Genomic DNA, 14802 nt, shown 5'->3' with positions numbered 1-14802 from the left:
AGGGGAGAGGATTCTGTGCAAGAAAAATTAGAGACCAAATTGATGTCGTTGGCTGATAAACTGTCAAATAATGTCGTTTTAAAATCATTACGAGATGGATTTTTGATTGTAACACCGTTAATTCTAATTACATCTTTATTTTTGTTATTTGGAAATTTTCCAATACCAGGGTGGACAAGTTTTTGGATCAAGATATTTGGTTCACAATGGACCAACTGGTTTAATGCCGCGACCGGTTCAGTTTTTAACTTTACAGGATTACTGTCGTGTTTAGGAATATCGTATGCCTACAGTAAGAACCGCGAATTGATCCCAATTCATGCAGGCATGGTAAGTTTGGTATCCTTTCTGATTTTGACACCGATGACAGTTAAGATTAATGCTACTACCTCAATTGGTGCTGTCAGAACGCTCTATTTAGGGCCAAACGGAATCTTTTTGGGGATGTTTACAGCTCTTATCAGTGTGGAACTATTTAAGTTTGCCCAGAGTCGTAACTGGACCATCAAGATGCCACATGGTGTTCCAGAAATGGTTAATCAATCGTTTGAGTCGCTTTTACCGAGTGGCTTCGTGATTCTATGTTTCTTTATTATTCGGGTTATTTTTAGTTTAACCAGTTTAGGAACAGCTTATAATTTCTTCTATTCATTATTGCAGTTGCCACTTAAGAATGTTGGAAACTCAATTTTTTCGGTTCTACTATATATCTTTTTGGCATCAATCCTGTGGTGTCTTGGTATCAACGGACCATCGGTAGTAAATAGTGTCTGGTCACCAATCTTCTTTGTTTTGACACAGGATAATTTGAAAGCCTTTCAAAGTGGTCATCCGTTACCACACATTTATACTGAACAGTTCATTGAGGATTTTGCTACATATGGTGGCGGTGGAAGTATTTTATCATTGATTATTGTGATGTTGATCGTTGGTAAGTCGAAAAGAATCAAGGGATTAAGCAGGTTAACAATCGTACCAAGCCTATTTGGAATCGGAGAGCCATTTATTTATGGATTGCCAGTAGTTTTGAATCCAATAATAATGATTCCTTTTGTTATAACTCCAATTGTCAACGTGTTGATCTCAAGTTTTTCTTTTTCATTCCATTTAGTACCATATACTAATGGAGTTATGTTGCCGTGGACTACGCCACCGTTGATATCTGGTTGGTTGACGACTGGTAGTTGGCGAGGGTCATTTTTACAATTCTTTGAAATTATTTTGGGAATGATTATTTATTATCCTTTTGTAAAAATACTTGATCGTCAATATTTATTGGAAGAAATGGGAAGATTAAAAGTAAGGAAAAATTAGATTAAATAATTAAGGTTAAGACAAATTATTCGTTCATTTTTACTTTTCTAAAAAAATAAAAATAAAAGCTTGTCTTCTTTTAATTTTTGCTATATGTTAAAATCATTAGTGCATTGCCAAGAACATGGCATATCCAAATTAATGATTAAGCTATAATTAAAGATAATTTAATATTTATGTATGGGAGAAGTATATGGCTAAAATACTTGTTATTGAAGACGAAGAGAACATGGCAAAATTTGTTCAACTTGAACTTCAACATGAAAACTATGAAGTAACTGTCGAACGTGATGGTAGAACTGGCCTTGAAGCAGCATTATCCGAAGACTGGGATTTGATCTTATTGGATTTAATGTTGCCTGAATTAAACGGTATTGAAGTTTGCCGTCGTATTCGTCAAGAAAAGAACACACCAATCATTATGATGACAGCAAGAGATTCAATCATTGATCGTGTATCAGGGTTAGATCACGGTGCTGATGATTATATTGTTAAACCATTTGCAATTGAGGAATTATTAGCAAGAATTCGTGCGTTGTTAAGACGTATTGATTTAGATATCGATGTAACTAGAAATAATGATCAAGTTCTTAAGTATAAGAATTTGGTAATTGATAAGACAACTCAAACATTGAAGCGTAATGGTGAAGTGATTGATTTAACACGTCGCGAATATGACTTGTTAAGTGTTTTGATGGAAAATGTTGGAACCGTTTTAAGTCGTGATGACTTGTTAGAGCGCGTTTGGGGAACAGGATCTTCAACTGAAACTAACGTAGTAGATGTTTATATTAAATATTTACGTAATAAAATCGATCGTTCAGGTGCACCAAGTTATATTTCAACCGTTCGTGGTAAAGGATATGTGATGAGACGATGAGGATTTCCATTAGATTCAAGTGGACAGCATTGATTTCGATAGTTATATTGATGGCCTACATTTTTGTAGGTGTTTTAGCTATGAGAACTGTCCAAAATGTTGCATCAGTAAATGAAATTAATTCTTTTACTAATAAACTGGTTATCGGTGGAGTTGTTGTTTTCATTATCGGAGTACTTTTAAGTTATTTTGCAGTAACTATGGTTTTAAACGATTTGAAACGAATCAATAAAACAATCGATGATTTAAATAAGAAGCCTGATTCAGACTCCAGAATTAAATTACGTAAAAGAAATGATGAAGTTTATGATTTAACTGTTAATATCAATAAAATGTTAGATCGAATGCAAGCCTACACGAATCAACAGAAGGAATTCGTGGAGGATGTTTCGCATGAATTAAGAACGCCAGTGGCTGTTTTGGAGGGTCACTTGAGTATGTTGCAACGTTGGGGAAAAGATGATCCTCAAGTTTTAAACGACTCGATCAATTCTTCATTGCAAGAGTTGAAACGAATGCAATCATTAATTCAAGAAATGCTTGATTTAACTCGAGTTGAACAAATCGACAGTGCTTATTTGGAACAGACAACAGAGGTTAAACCTTTATTTACACAAGTTTATAATGATTTTAAAATGTTGCATCCTGATTTTGTCATTAACTTTGATGATGATATTCGTCAGGGAAGCAAGGTTAAAATTTATCGTAATCACTTGGAGCAAGTACTGGTTATCTTATTGGATAATGCTTTCAAGTATTCCGCTGATCGGAAAGAAATTAATTTTGCGGCTTCGACTAACTCCGCTTTGTTGGAAGTTGTTGTGCAAGATTATGGCCTAGGAATCGCTAAAAAGGACCTTAAACGTATTTTTAATAGATTTTATAGAGTTGACAAGGCTCGTTCTAGAAAGCGTGGAGGGAACGGATTAGGACTTTCTATCGCTAAAAGACTGATTGAGATCTATCACGGTAGTTTGGAAGTTGAAAGTGTCGTCGGATCGGGAACTGTTTTCAAGATCGAGTTGCCACTTATTCAAGAAGAGACCACCGATGATGAAACGTCTAAAGGTGAATAAAATATAAACTTATTTAAACATTTAAGTTTATCAATGCTAAGAAGTCACTCATATATAACCGATATAGGTTGTTATGAGTGACTTTTTGATTTTGACCGTTCGTCAAATTAATAGGTAAAGCATACAAATATATAGAACACAACATTGGTCCGGAGTGACAAGTTCAATTGGCTCAAATCAGTGTCCACAGCGTTCCAGACCAATCGAACTTGTTGCGGAGGACGGGAATTTAAGCACATTTTAAGGCAAATCATGGTAAAAACTGTTTTTGAGTTCTTTCTTTTTTGCAGACGATTTCCCAAGTTTGTCCCAAAAGTATATTATTAAGATACCATCCAAGGGAGGGAAATATTTTGAGTAAGAAAGCACTATTAATTGGCGTGATGTGTTTACTACTAATTAGTGCCGGTTGTGCAAGTAAGGCCAACGCAGATCAATCATCTTCTGATGCCAAGGCTACGGAAACTACCGAAAAGACAGTAGACTACACGAGCTTATCTCAATCAGAAAAAAATGAATTAACATTTTTATTTACTAGAAGCAGTCAAGATCCAGTATCTGTGGATTTGAAGATTGTTAATCGAACTAATAAAAAAATAAGTTTCATCAATTATGATTTTCAATTGCTCCATACAAAGAGTGATAAAGTAAGAGCTGATAAGAATGGTAATACCACGATTGATTCTAATAGCACTAAGACAGTAAAGAATTTGTTTGAGGATGTTGATCTAAGTGAGTTCCAAACAGTTGGACTGTTCATTTATAAAAATGATGATAATGAATTAGCTTATAGTGAAACTTCAAAATTAACGTCTCGTTCGTCGAACTTAACTAATAGTTCTTTAAAGAGTTCGTACAAACAGGCTATCAAGTCAGCAAAAGCAGCCAAAAAAGCAAAGAAAACTGCTACAGTCGAAGAAAATAATTCATCAAGCGACACTAATACTAATTCTACGGCGGATACGAATTCAAATGATTCTGCAAGTACTGATACAAATAGTGTCGATAACAATAGTAACGACAATTCGACAAGTGATTCTTCGACGGTTGGTAAAGTTAACGCCGATCAGGCAATGAATATAATTAAAAACCATGATAGTAATGCTGATAAAAAATATTCAGTCGTTATTGATCAAACTGGTGGTTCAGCACAAACGTATACCGATAATGACGGTCAAAAAGTTTATTGGGTCCATTCGAGTGATAAAGATGGTTCATCGGGGGATGATTGGACAGTTTATCAAAATGGAACCGTGTCACATTCTAAACCAAATCTGTAAAACAAAAAGAGCTTATAAATTCGACGAATTTATAAGCTCTTTTGCTATTTCTTATTACGATTTTGTTTACCCTTATTTAACTCACGGATATTTTTGTGAAGTTCTTTTTCTTCAGCTTTTTTAGCACTACCTTCAGGGGAACTAGGAGCAGCTCCACCATTTAAGATACTATCAAGCATTTCTTGGGTAACCACAACTTTAACCGGATGCTTAGCTAAGTCTTCATCAGTTTGTTTTCTAATTCTTGGAGTTACGATGTAGTTAGTAATCAATTGTTGAATAACGATAACAACACCACCAACCAAGAAGTAAAGAGCAAGTGCGGCAGATAGAAAGATTGAGAAGAAGAAAGTCATCAATGGACTGATCATAATCATTGATTGCATTTGTTTTCTTTGTTCTGGAGGAACGATCTGTAATGACATCCAACTTTGAATGACATAGAACAAAGTGGCAATAATGGCAATGACGATACTTGGCTTACCAAGTGGAATATTTAAGAAAGTAGCAGAAGCAATTTCCTTAGAATATTGTACGGCTTGATAAATACCCATCAAGATAGGCATTTGAAGCAATAGTGGTAAACAACCCATACCACCAGTTAAACTAAGATTGTTTTGTTTATAAACATCCATCATTAAAGCACTAATTTTTTGTTGTGCAGTTGGATCTTTAGCTTTCTTTTGTGCAGCCTGAACCATCTTTAGTTGTGGCTGCACGGCACGCATCTTTTCCTGTTGAGTTGTTGACTTGTATTGTTGATTTAATGATAAAGGAACCAATACTAGACGAACAATAAAGGAAATGATAACGATACCCCATGCATAGGCATTCTTACCACCAATAGTTTGAGCCGTTTTTAGGATCAAATTTTGGAATGGAGTTCCAATCCACTTGTAAACAATACCGTAGGGGCCACTAGTAGGGGCGTGCAAGTTTGCAGCATTTTGTTGTGCACACCCAGTCAAAACTAGTGTCAGTACTAAAACTAACGAAAGTACTGATAGATATTTGACATATTTTTTATTCAATTAATAAACCACCCTTTTAGTCGTATATACTGTAATATACGTTAACTCATTTGACGTTTCAACCAATCACAGTAAATTTTTTGTAATGTTGTAAGTCGTCAGAAAAAGTATAGTCCAATTTGTTGACTTTTCCAAAGGGTGATGGTGAAGATTTAATTCGATTTAAAAAAATATATAGTTCCTTTTGCGGTGCTTCGGCCTCGATGGAGACAGAACCGTCAATTTCATTTCGAACAGTCCCAGTTACTCCTAATTCAACTGCAACTTGCAAAGTTGAATAACGAAAGCCCACACCTTGAACTAAACCATCAACATTAATGGAAAGATGTTTCACAACTGATCACCTCGCATCATCTTATGTGTTAATATTTATATTATAGAACAAGAGGGGTCAATTCATATGAAATATATTGAATCTAAAAAGAATGATGAAATCAAGCAACTTAAGAAATTAGCATCAACTAAGTATATTAGAAAGACTGGTACTTACATGGTGGAAGGCTTCCATTTAGTACGAGAGGCCGATCAATATGGACAAGATTTTGTTCAACTATTGGTTACTGAAAAATATTCTGAAGATCGTCTAGTTAAGAAATATCACGATATTGCCGTGACCGTTTCAGAGGACGTCGCTAAAGAATTGTCAGAAACAAAGACGCCTCAAGGAATCTTTGCTGTAATTAAAGTTAACAATACCGAAGCTTTAGCAGATCTTTCAGGAAAATGGGTCATGTTGGATGATGTTCAAGATCCTGGTAATGTAGGAACTATTGTCAGAACCGCTGATGCCGCTGGTTATGATGGAATTATCACTAGTCTTGATTCAGCTGACTTTTATCAACCAAAAGTTCAACGTTCAATGCAAGGTAGTCAATTTCATTTGCCAATTTACCGTATGGACATTCATAAAGCAATTGATTTGGCTAAGGAGTCTGGTTTAACAGTTTACAGTTCTGAAGTTAATGATGAAGCTAAGCCTTACAACCAATTAGAAAGAAACGATAAATTTGCTTTGATCATGGGTAATGAAGCTCATGGGGTTACACAAGATGTTTTAAATGCTAGTGACGAAAATATTTATATTCCAATTTTGGGAAAAGCCGAATCATTGAACGTAGCTGTAGCCGCTGGAGTATTGATGTACGGATTACAGACACTTTAAAACTTGCGAAACTTTTTGGTTTTTGTATAATTAGTCATATGAAAATAAGTTAAACTTTGATGAAAAATAGTAACTATGGATTTCATGACAGGAAGAGTCGGTAACTGAGAAGACTTAATGAATGAAATGGTGAATTCACTTTCTGAGTTTATAAGTCGGTTACTTTACAACCTTTTGAGTGCATGTATTTGACATGAACTAGGGTGGTACCGCGAGTCCTCGTCCCTTATTTGGGATGAGGACTTTTTATATGCAGAGAGTTCGTTAAAGGTAAAACATTTAAAAATAATATTAAACGGTAATGCAGGAGGGAACTATGTCATTAGATGATAAGCTTAAAAGCTTAAGAGAAAATGGTATTGATGAAGCCAAGCGTGCACAACGACTTCAAGAATTAAATGACTTAAGAGTTAACCTATTAGGTAAGAAAGGTCCAATCACGAAGGCTTTGCGTGGAATGAAAGATGTTCCTGCAGAACAACGTCCAGAGATTGGAACTTTAGCTAATAATGTTAAAAAAGATATTCAACAAGCCATTGAAGAAAAAATGACTGAATTGAATGAAAAGTTAGTGGCTCACCAACTTGAAGAAGAAAAGATTGATGTTACTTTACCAGCTGCTAAACAAGTTCAAGGTACAAAACATATTTTGAATCAAACAATTGAGGATATTGAACAATTCTTCATTGGTTTAGGTTATGAAGTTGCTCCTGGTTATGAAGTTGAAGAAGATCACTATAATTTCGAAAGATTGAATATCCCTAAGGATCACCCAGCTCGTGATATGCAAGATACTTTCTATTTATCAGATGAGTTGTTAATGAGAACACAAACTTCAGCTCAAGAAGGTCGTGACATGGAAGCACATGACTTTACTAAGGGTCCATTGAAGATGATCTCTCCAGGTGTTGTTTATCGTCGTGATGATGATGATGCTACTCATTCACATCAATTCCATCAAATTGAAGGTTTAGTTGTCGATAAGAATATCAGTATGGCTGATTTAAAGGGGACTTTGGAAGCTCTATGCCGCCACGTCTTCGGTGCACAACGTGAAATTCGTTTCCGTCCAAGTTACTTCCCATTTACCGAACCATCAGTTGAAGTTGATGTTTCATGTTTCAACTGTGATGGTAAAGGTTGTCGTATTTGTAAGTACACTGGTTGGATCGAAGTTTTAGGTGCTGGTTTAACACATCCTAATGTGTTGAAGATGTCAGGAATTGATCCTAATGAATACAGTGGTATGGCCTTTGGTCTTGGACCTGAACGTTTTGCCATGCTTAAATACGGAATCAACGATATTCGTGATTTCTACTTAAATGATGTTAGATTCCTAGAACAATTCAAAGGAGTAAATTAAGATAATGAAAATTTCTGCTAATTGGTTAAAAGAATATATTCCTGTCACACATACTGTTGAAGAAATGGCTGATAAAATTTCTCTAACTGGTATAGAGTCAAGTCCTGTCGAACTAGGTGAGGAATTAACAGGTCTAGTCGTTGGTCATATTACTAGTGTTAAACCACATCCAGATTCTGATCATTTGAAGGTTTGTATGGTTGATATTGGTGAAGATGAGGACGTTCAAATTGTTTGTGGTGCCCCTAATGTTGCCGTTGATCAATATGTGATCGTCGCTAAGCATGGTGCCCACTTGCCAAATGGTGTCAGAATAAAACGTGGTAAATTACGTGGTCAAGAATCAAACGGAATGATTTGTGGTTTGGACGAAGTTGGGGTACCAGCTAAGTACATGCCAAAAGAATTTGAAAATGGTATTTATGTTTTTGATGAACCTCAAAAGCCTGGTATGCCTGTATATGATCTATTAGGCTTGAAAGATCAAATGGTTGATATTGATATTACACCAAATCGTGCTGATACTTTGGGGATGCGTGGTGCTGCTTGGGAAATCGGTGCTACTTATGATGAAAAACCTAGTTTTAAGAAGCCAGAATTAGAGTCTGATAAGGTTAAAGATTTGAATGATGTCGATGTTGAGGTTGAAGAAAAGGCCTTAGTACCCGATTATTTATTGCGTGAACTAAAGGGAGTCAAAGTTGGTAAGAGTCCACTTTGGATGCAAAGAAGACTTTGGAATCAAGGCATTCGTCCTGTTAATAGCGTAATTGATGCGGCTAACTACGTGATGATCGAATATGGTCAACCTATTCAAGCTTATGATCTTGATAAATTGGCTGAAAAGAAATTAGTTGTTAAAAAGGCTCACGATGGTGACAAAGTAAAATTAGCTGATGAAGATAAGGTTTTGAACCACAATGACTTAGTTATTACTTCAGGTAACGATGTTTTGGGTGTTGCCGGAATTGTGAATGGTAAAGTTGCACAAGTTGATGAGAACTCTAAGAATATTTTGTTAGAGGCTGGAGTTTTCGATGGTGCAAGTGTTCGTAAGACAGCTCAAAGACATGACTTGCGTGATGATGCCTCAAATCGTTTTGAAAAAGGTGTCGACAATGGCATTGTTTCAGAAGCTTTGATGCGAGTTACACAATTGGTTGATGAAATCAGTTCAGCTGATGAAATTTCTAAAGAAATCGTTGGTAACTATACTGAAGCTAAACGAACTGTTATTGAAGGTAGCGTTTCACATATCAATCACTTGATGGGCTTGGAATTATCCACAGATGAGATGGTCGGTATTTTGAATCGTCTTGGGTTTGATGTTAAAGTTGATGGCGACCACATTACAGTAACTATCCCTACACGTCGTTGGGATATGGAAATTGAAGCAGATCTTGTTGAGGAAGTTAACCGTATCTACGGATATGAAAACTTACCTGATACTTTGCCTGCCGGTATGGAAACTCGAGGCGGCTATAGCCAAAAACGTGAATTCAGTAATAAATTACGTGACGTTTTATTGGGTGAAGGTATGGACGAAGTTATTAATTTCTCATTGTTGAGCAAACAAGAAGTTGATGACTTTAATACAAATACGACTGAATACACTAAGTTATTGCATCCTATGACTGAAGATCATGAATATTTGAGAAATAGTTTAATTCCTGGATTAGTACGTAATATTGCTTATAACCAAGCCAGAAATAACAATGATTTAAGCATTTTTGAACAGGCTCGTATTTTTAATCGTCCAAAGGGTCAAGCTCGTCCTAATGAAATTGAATATCTTTCTGGTGCTATCAGTGGCAATGTGGTAAGTGATTCCTGGAATACTAAGGCTCAAAAAGTTGATTTCTATTATCTTAAAGGAATCGTTGACGAAGTATTATCATTCACTAATGCCGATGCCAAATTTGAATATGAAGCTACAAGTGATTATCCTAATTTACACCCTGGTCAAACAGCTAAAATCTTAGCTAACGGACAAGTAGTCGGTTTGATTGGTAAGTTACATCCTAAGTATCAAAAAGATCACAATGTTGATGAAACTTTTGTTTTTGAATTAAACATCGACGCACTCTTTGATCTAAATGATAAGAGTATTCAATCACAAAGTGCTCCGAAGTATCCAAGTGTGAGTCGTGATTTGGCTATTCTAGTTAAGAGTGATATTGAAAATGCCCAAATCATTTCAGATATTTATGAAAATGGTGGTAAATATTTGAACGATGTAACAATCTTTGATGTTTATGAAGGTAAGAACATTAAGACTGACTTTAAGTCGTTGGCATATCATCTAGAATTCTTAAATCCTAATGATACTTTGACAGATGAAGAAGTTGAAAAAGCATTTTCATTGGTTAAAGATAGTCTAGTAGAAAAATTTAATGTGGAAATTAGATAATATTATTTCGAAAGTAATGGTATAATTCTAATAAATTAACTCGGGAGGCTGTGTCTTGAGCCAGAAGGACGAAAAAAAAGAAGCATTAAAGCAAGAATCAAATGATAAAATGAAAACTCGCGCTGAGGAACGGTCCGTAGCTAATCATATTGCTTATTGGATTGTTGGTGTGATTGCTGTTTTAGCAGTTGTTGTTGCTATTATTGGCTTCAATTATGTAAACAGTTCATTGCAACCATATAATGCAAATAATAAAGATGATGTTGTCGTTAATATTCCTGTCGGTTCATCAAGTAAGGAAATTGCTAAAACGCTTGAAAAGGACAAGATCATCAAGAGTGCAACAGTCTTTAATTTTTATATAAAGGCTCAAAATTACAATGATTTTCAAGCTGGATACTATACTTTCAAGCAGTCGATGGATATGAATTCTATTGTTAAGCAATTGCAAAAGGGTGGAAGTGCTCAACCAACTGGAACGGCTAAGGATACTGTTTTAGTTCGTGAAGGTGTTACAGTTGATCAGATCGGTGACCAAATCCAAAAGAGCACTGACTTTACGAAGAAGGATTTCTTGAAGTTAATGAAAGACAAGAAATTCATGAAACAACTTCAAAATAAATATCCACAATTGTTAAATTCCACAATGGCTAAGAAGAATGTTAGATACCACCTTGAAGGTTATCTCTTCCCAGCTACATATAGTGTTTATAAGGGATTAAGCTTGAAGCAATTAGTTACTCAGATGGTTGAGAAGGATAATGATATGTTGCAACCATACTTCTCAACGATTAAGGAAAAAGGTTATAATGTTCAAGAGGTTCTAACATTAGCATCGTTGGTTGAACGTGAAGGTGTAACTAAAGAAGATCGTCGTAAGATTTCTGGTGTCTTCTTTAACCGTTTGGACGTCAATATGCCGATCCAATCTGATATTTCTGTTATGTATGCTTTGAATACTCATAAAACTAAACTTACATACAAGGATGTTAGAGTGAACTCGCCATATAACTTGTACAAGAATACAGGTTATGGTCCTGGACCATTCAATACTCCAAGTATCCAATCAATAGAAGCTGTCTTGAACCCAGCCGATAGAGATCAAAATTATCTCTACTTTGTTGCTGATTTGAAGTCAGGTAAGGTATATTATTCACGTACACTTGCAGAGCACGAAAAGAAAGTTGCTGCTCTTAACCAGTAGTATTTATAGTGAATCAATAAATGTCATCTAATCATGGTTGATTAGATGACATTTTAAAATTAGAATGTTAATAAATGATTTTTTAGAAATGAGGAAGTTATAAAATGGCAGACAAAAGTTATCCTATGACAGCTGAAGGTAAGAAAAAGCTTGAAGCAGAATTAGAAAATTTAAAAAAGGTTAAACGTCCAGAAGTAATTAACAGAATTAAGATTGCTAGAAGTTTTGGTGATTTATCTGAAAATTCTGAATACACTTCTGCTAAAGATGAACAAAGTGTTGTTGAATCACGTATTTCACAAATTATTGAAATGCTTCAATACGCTAATGTTATCGATACTGACGAAGTTGCTAGCGATGAAGTTTCAATCGGTAAGAAAGTTACTGTTCAAGAAGATGGCGAGGAACCTGATGTTTATACAATCGTTGGTGCCGCTGAGTCAGATCCAGACAATGGTAAGATCTCAAATGATTCACCAATTGCTAAGGCGTTATTAGGTAAACACACAGGTGATGTTGTCACAGTTGATACGCCCGTTGGCAGTTATGATTTAACTGTTAAGTCCGTAGAAGTTGCTTAGTGAATACGTTTTCTGTTATGTTAACCTTATAAAATATTGAGGTGACAATAATGAAAATAGAGATAACTGATGAAGCTTCTAAATGGTTCCGTGAGGAACTAGGTTTGGTTCCTGGGGATGGGATCCATTTCTACGGCAAGGTTTACGGTAAGACTATGGTTCATGACGGTTTTTCAATTGCTATGCGAAAGGAAAAACCAGTTGATCCAGAATCCAGTGTCGTCGTTGATGGAATTACATATTTTATTACTGATAGTGATACTTGGTTTTTTGCCAGATATGATTTATTAGTTGAATATGATCCTAAACTTGATGGACCAAAATATATTTTTAAATCTAATGAATAACTATTCGCTTTTTTGAAGGATAATATGAGAAGAATACTTGATATAATAAAGAAAAGAACAGGTAGTCAAGCGAAGTCTACTATTCCATTTCGTCTAAACCTGCTTTTTTTTATTGTCTTTGTGCTATTCGCCATGTTAGTCGGACAACTTGCATATTTACAAATCGTTTATGGTGGTAAATTTCAAGCTGAGGTTGACCGAACAGACAAGACAGTAATGACAGGCAGCGTACCTCGTGGAATGATCTATGATTCTAAGGGTAGACTTTTGGTTGGTAACTCGACACAAAATGCTATTACATATACTAAGAGTGGTAGCGTCAAGTCAACAGATATTTATCAAATCGTTAATCGCTTGACTAAATATTTAACCGTTGAAAAAACTAATTTAACTAGCCGTGACAAAGCTGATTATATTTTGTCAGCACCAGGTAAATCCGCCAAAGTTATTAAGCAGATGCCCAAGTCATATCGTGTGAATTCAAGTGGTGATGCATTAACATCTACTAAAATTTATGCCAATGAGGTTAAATATGTTGAACAACAAGGTATTCATTTGAATGATAAAGACCTTCAAAGGGCCACTTTATTTAAAAAAATGAGTTCAGCTTACTCACTTTCAACTGTCTTTTTAAAGGATAAGGATTTATCTGCTAGAGAGATTGCGGAAGTCAGTGAACATTTAACTGAATTGCCCGGTGTAAGTATCGGTAGTAACTGGGAACGTGACTATCCACAGGGAACATCTATCGAAAGTATTATCGGTGGTGTTTCGACTGAGCAACAAGGTATTCCGGATGACGAATTAAATACCATGTTAGCATCTGGTTATTCTCGTAATGACCGTGTTGGTACTAGTTATTTGGAAAAGAGTTATGAATCAATTCTTTCTGGTACTAAGAGCAAACGTGAAGTTCAAGTTGGTTCTAATAATCAGATCAAGAAGAGTAAAGTCGTTTACAAAGGTCAAAAAGGTGGCAACCTTAATTTGACAATTGATTCAAGTTTCCAAAAGAAGGTTCAGGATGCTTTAAATGAGCAATATAGTGCTGCTAAATCTGCTGGTATTACTCAATATTCAGATGGTGCTTATGTTGTTGCCATGAATCCTAAGACGGGTGCTATTTTGGCTATGGCTGGGGTTCATAACAATCCTAAGACCGGTAAAACTAGTGAAGATGCGCTAGGTGTTATCAACCGTACCTTTGTTATGGGTTCTGCTGTTAAGGGTGCAACTGTTTTGGGTGCCATGATGGATGGCGTAATTTCACCTTCTAATAATACTTTAGCTGATGAACCAATTTATTTGCCTGGTACACCAGTTAAGAAGTCTGTTTACCCAATTGGTACTTTCAGTAGTTTAAGTGCCGTTCAAGCCCTTCAGTTCTCATCTAATGAGTACATGATGGCCTTGGCAATGAAAGAGGCTAACGCTAAGTACACGCCAAGTACATATATTAAAATGGATTCCGATATCTTCTCTAAGTTGAGAGGATACTTCAATCAATTTGGTCTAGGTGTGAAGACTGGTATCGATATTTCAGGTGAAACGACTGGTATCGAAGGTGCCACGCTGAATAGTTCTGGTCAATTGAAGACCGGTTCTGCACTGGATTTATCTTACGGAAACTATGATGCCTATACGTTAATTGAAATGGCCCAATATATTTCGACTATCGCTAATGGTGGTTATAGAATGAAACCATACATTGTACAATCAATTCAAAAAACTAAGGATGATGGAACAAAGGGTGCTTTGACATCTGTTACACAACCTAAGATTTTGAATAAAGTTGGTTTTACAAATGATGAATTAGATGTTGTTCATCGAGGAATGTATGCTGCCGTTCATGGTAGTGGTTATTGGACAACAGCTACTAGATTAGCCGATATTAAGCCCGCTGTGGCCGCTAAGACTGGTACTGCCCAATCATTCTACTATGACCCTGATAATCCAAGCAGTGATCCACCTGAAACTATTACAACTAGTTTAGTTAGTTTTGGACCTTATAGTGATCCTAATATTGCGATGGCTATTGTGTTCCCTAATTTGACTAGTGAGAGTGGTTCATATCCTCAATTACTTGCAAAACAGATATATACCGATTATTATAAGATGACAGGACAGAAATAAATCCTGATTTGACCTTTTAAA

At 35.7% G+C, this 14802-nt stretch carries 13 protein-coding genes; 11 read left to right on the top strand and 2 right to left on the bottom strand.

All coding sequences use genetic code 11. The annotated features are described in order from the left end of the window. The first annotated feature begins 15 nt into the window (after positions 1-15). The 4 genes from U8526_RS03175 to U8526_RS03160 all read left to right on the top strand — a co-directional run bounded on the left by U8526_RS03175 (position 16) and on the right by U8526_RS03160 (position 4550). Positions 16-1314, top strand: coding sequence for a PTS sugar transporter subunit IIC (locus U8526_RS03175; RefSeq protein WP_334340519.1), 1299 nt, complete (start codon positions 16-18; stop codon positions 1312-1314). Positions 1315-1507: 193 nt separating this feature from the next. Next, entirely contained in the window at positions 1508-2194 is a 687-nt protein-coding gene (locus tag U8526_RS03170; protein ID WP_054641994.1) for a response regulator transcription factor, read from the top strand. Continuing rightward, complete coding sequence (locus tag U8526_RS03165) at positions 2191-3270, top strand: sensor histidine kinase (RefSeq protein WP_334340518.1); 1080 nt, start codon at positions 2191-2193, stop codon at positions 3268-3270. The genes U8526_RS03170 and U8526_RS03165 overlap by 4 nt, the downstream gene beginning before the upstream one ends. 353 nt (positions 3271-3623) lie before the next feature. After that, on the top strand, positions 3624-4550 hold the full coding sequence (locus tag U8526_RS03160; protein ID WP_334340517.1) for a hypothetical protein: 927 nt from the start codon (positions 3624-3626) through the stop codon (positions 4548-4550). 44 nt (positions 4551-4594) lie between these two features. Here U8526_RS03160 and yidC read toward each other — a convergent pair whose 3' ends face one another. Next, positions 4595-5581, bottom strand: a complete 987-nt coding sequence (gene yidC / locus U8526_RS03155; RefSeq protein WP_334340516.1) for a membrane protein insertase YidC — start codon at positions 5579-5581, stop codon at positions 4595-4597. A 58-nt stretch (positions 5582-5639) separates the two neighbouring features. Beyond that, positions 5640-5915, bottom strand: coding sequence for an acylphosphatase (locus U8526_RS03150; protein WP_334340515.1), 276 nt, complete (start codon positions 5913-5915; stop codon positions 5640-5642). A gap of 66 nt (positions 5916-5981) precedes the next feature. Here U8526_RS03150 and U8526_RS03145 point away from each other — a divergent pair, with 66 nt between their 5' ends. From U8526_RS03145 to U8526_RS03115, 7 genes are all read left to right on the top strand, one after another. Then, positions 5982-6743 carry a TrmH family RNA methyltransferase gene (locus U8526_RS03145; RefSeq protein WP_334340514.1) on the top strand — a complete coding sequence of 254 codons (762 nt, stop codon included), beginning with the start codon at positions 5982-5984 and terminating at the stop codon, positions 6741-6743. A gap of 316 nt (positions 6744-7059) precedes the next feature. Continuing rightward, on the top strand, positions 7060-8106 hold the full coding sequence (gene pheS, locus U8526_RS03140) for a phenylalanine--tRNA ligase subunit alpha (RefSeq protein ID WP_054641988.1): 1047 nt from the start codon (positions 7060-7062) through the stop codon (positions 8104-8106). A 4-nt stretch (positions 8107-8110) separates the two neighbouring features. Beyond that, positions 8111-10516, top strand: coding sequence for a phenylalanine--tRNA ligase subunit beta (gene pheT / locus U8526_RS03135; protein ID WP_334340513.1), 2406 nt, complete (start codon positions 8111-8113; stop codon positions 10514-10516). 55 nt (positions 10517-10571) lie between these two features. Continuing rightward, positions 10572-11720 carry an endolytic transglycosylase MltG gene (gene mltG, locus U8526_RS03130; protein WP_334340512.1) on the top strand — a complete coding sequence of 383 codons (1149 nt, stop codon included), beginning with the start codon at positions 10572-10574 and terminating at the stop codon, positions 11718-11720. A gap of 104 nt (positions 11721-11824) precedes the next feature. After that, positions 11825-12301 (top strand): transcription elongation factor GreA, encoded by a 477-nt coding sequence (gene greA / locus U8526_RS03125; RefSeq protein WP_334340511.1) that lies wholly within the window; start codon positions 11825-11827, stop codon positions 12299-12301. A gap of 50 nt (positions 12302-12351) precedes the next feature. Then, entirely contained in the window at positions 12352-12648 is a 297-nt protein-coding gene (locus U8526_RS03120; RefSeq protein ID WP_334340510.1) for a HesB/YadR/YfhF family protein, read from the top strand. 24 nt (positions 12649-12672) lie between these two features. Beyond that, positions 12673-14781, top strand: coding sequence for a peptidoglycan D,D-transpeptidase FtsI family protein (locus tag U8526_RS03115; RefSeq protein WP_334340509.1), 2109 nt, complete (start codon positions 12673-12675; stop codon positions 14779-14781). The last annotated feature ends 21 nt before the right edge of the window (positions 14782-14802 follow it).

It is taken from the genome of Companilactobacillus sp. HBUAS56275, from assembly GCF_036913655.1.
Classification (GTDB): domain Bacteria; phylum Bacillota; class Bacilli; order Lactobacillales; family Lactobacillaceae; genus Companilactobacillus; species Companilactobacillus pullicola.
This window is presented reverse-complemented; position numbering and strand designations above follow the sequence as displayed.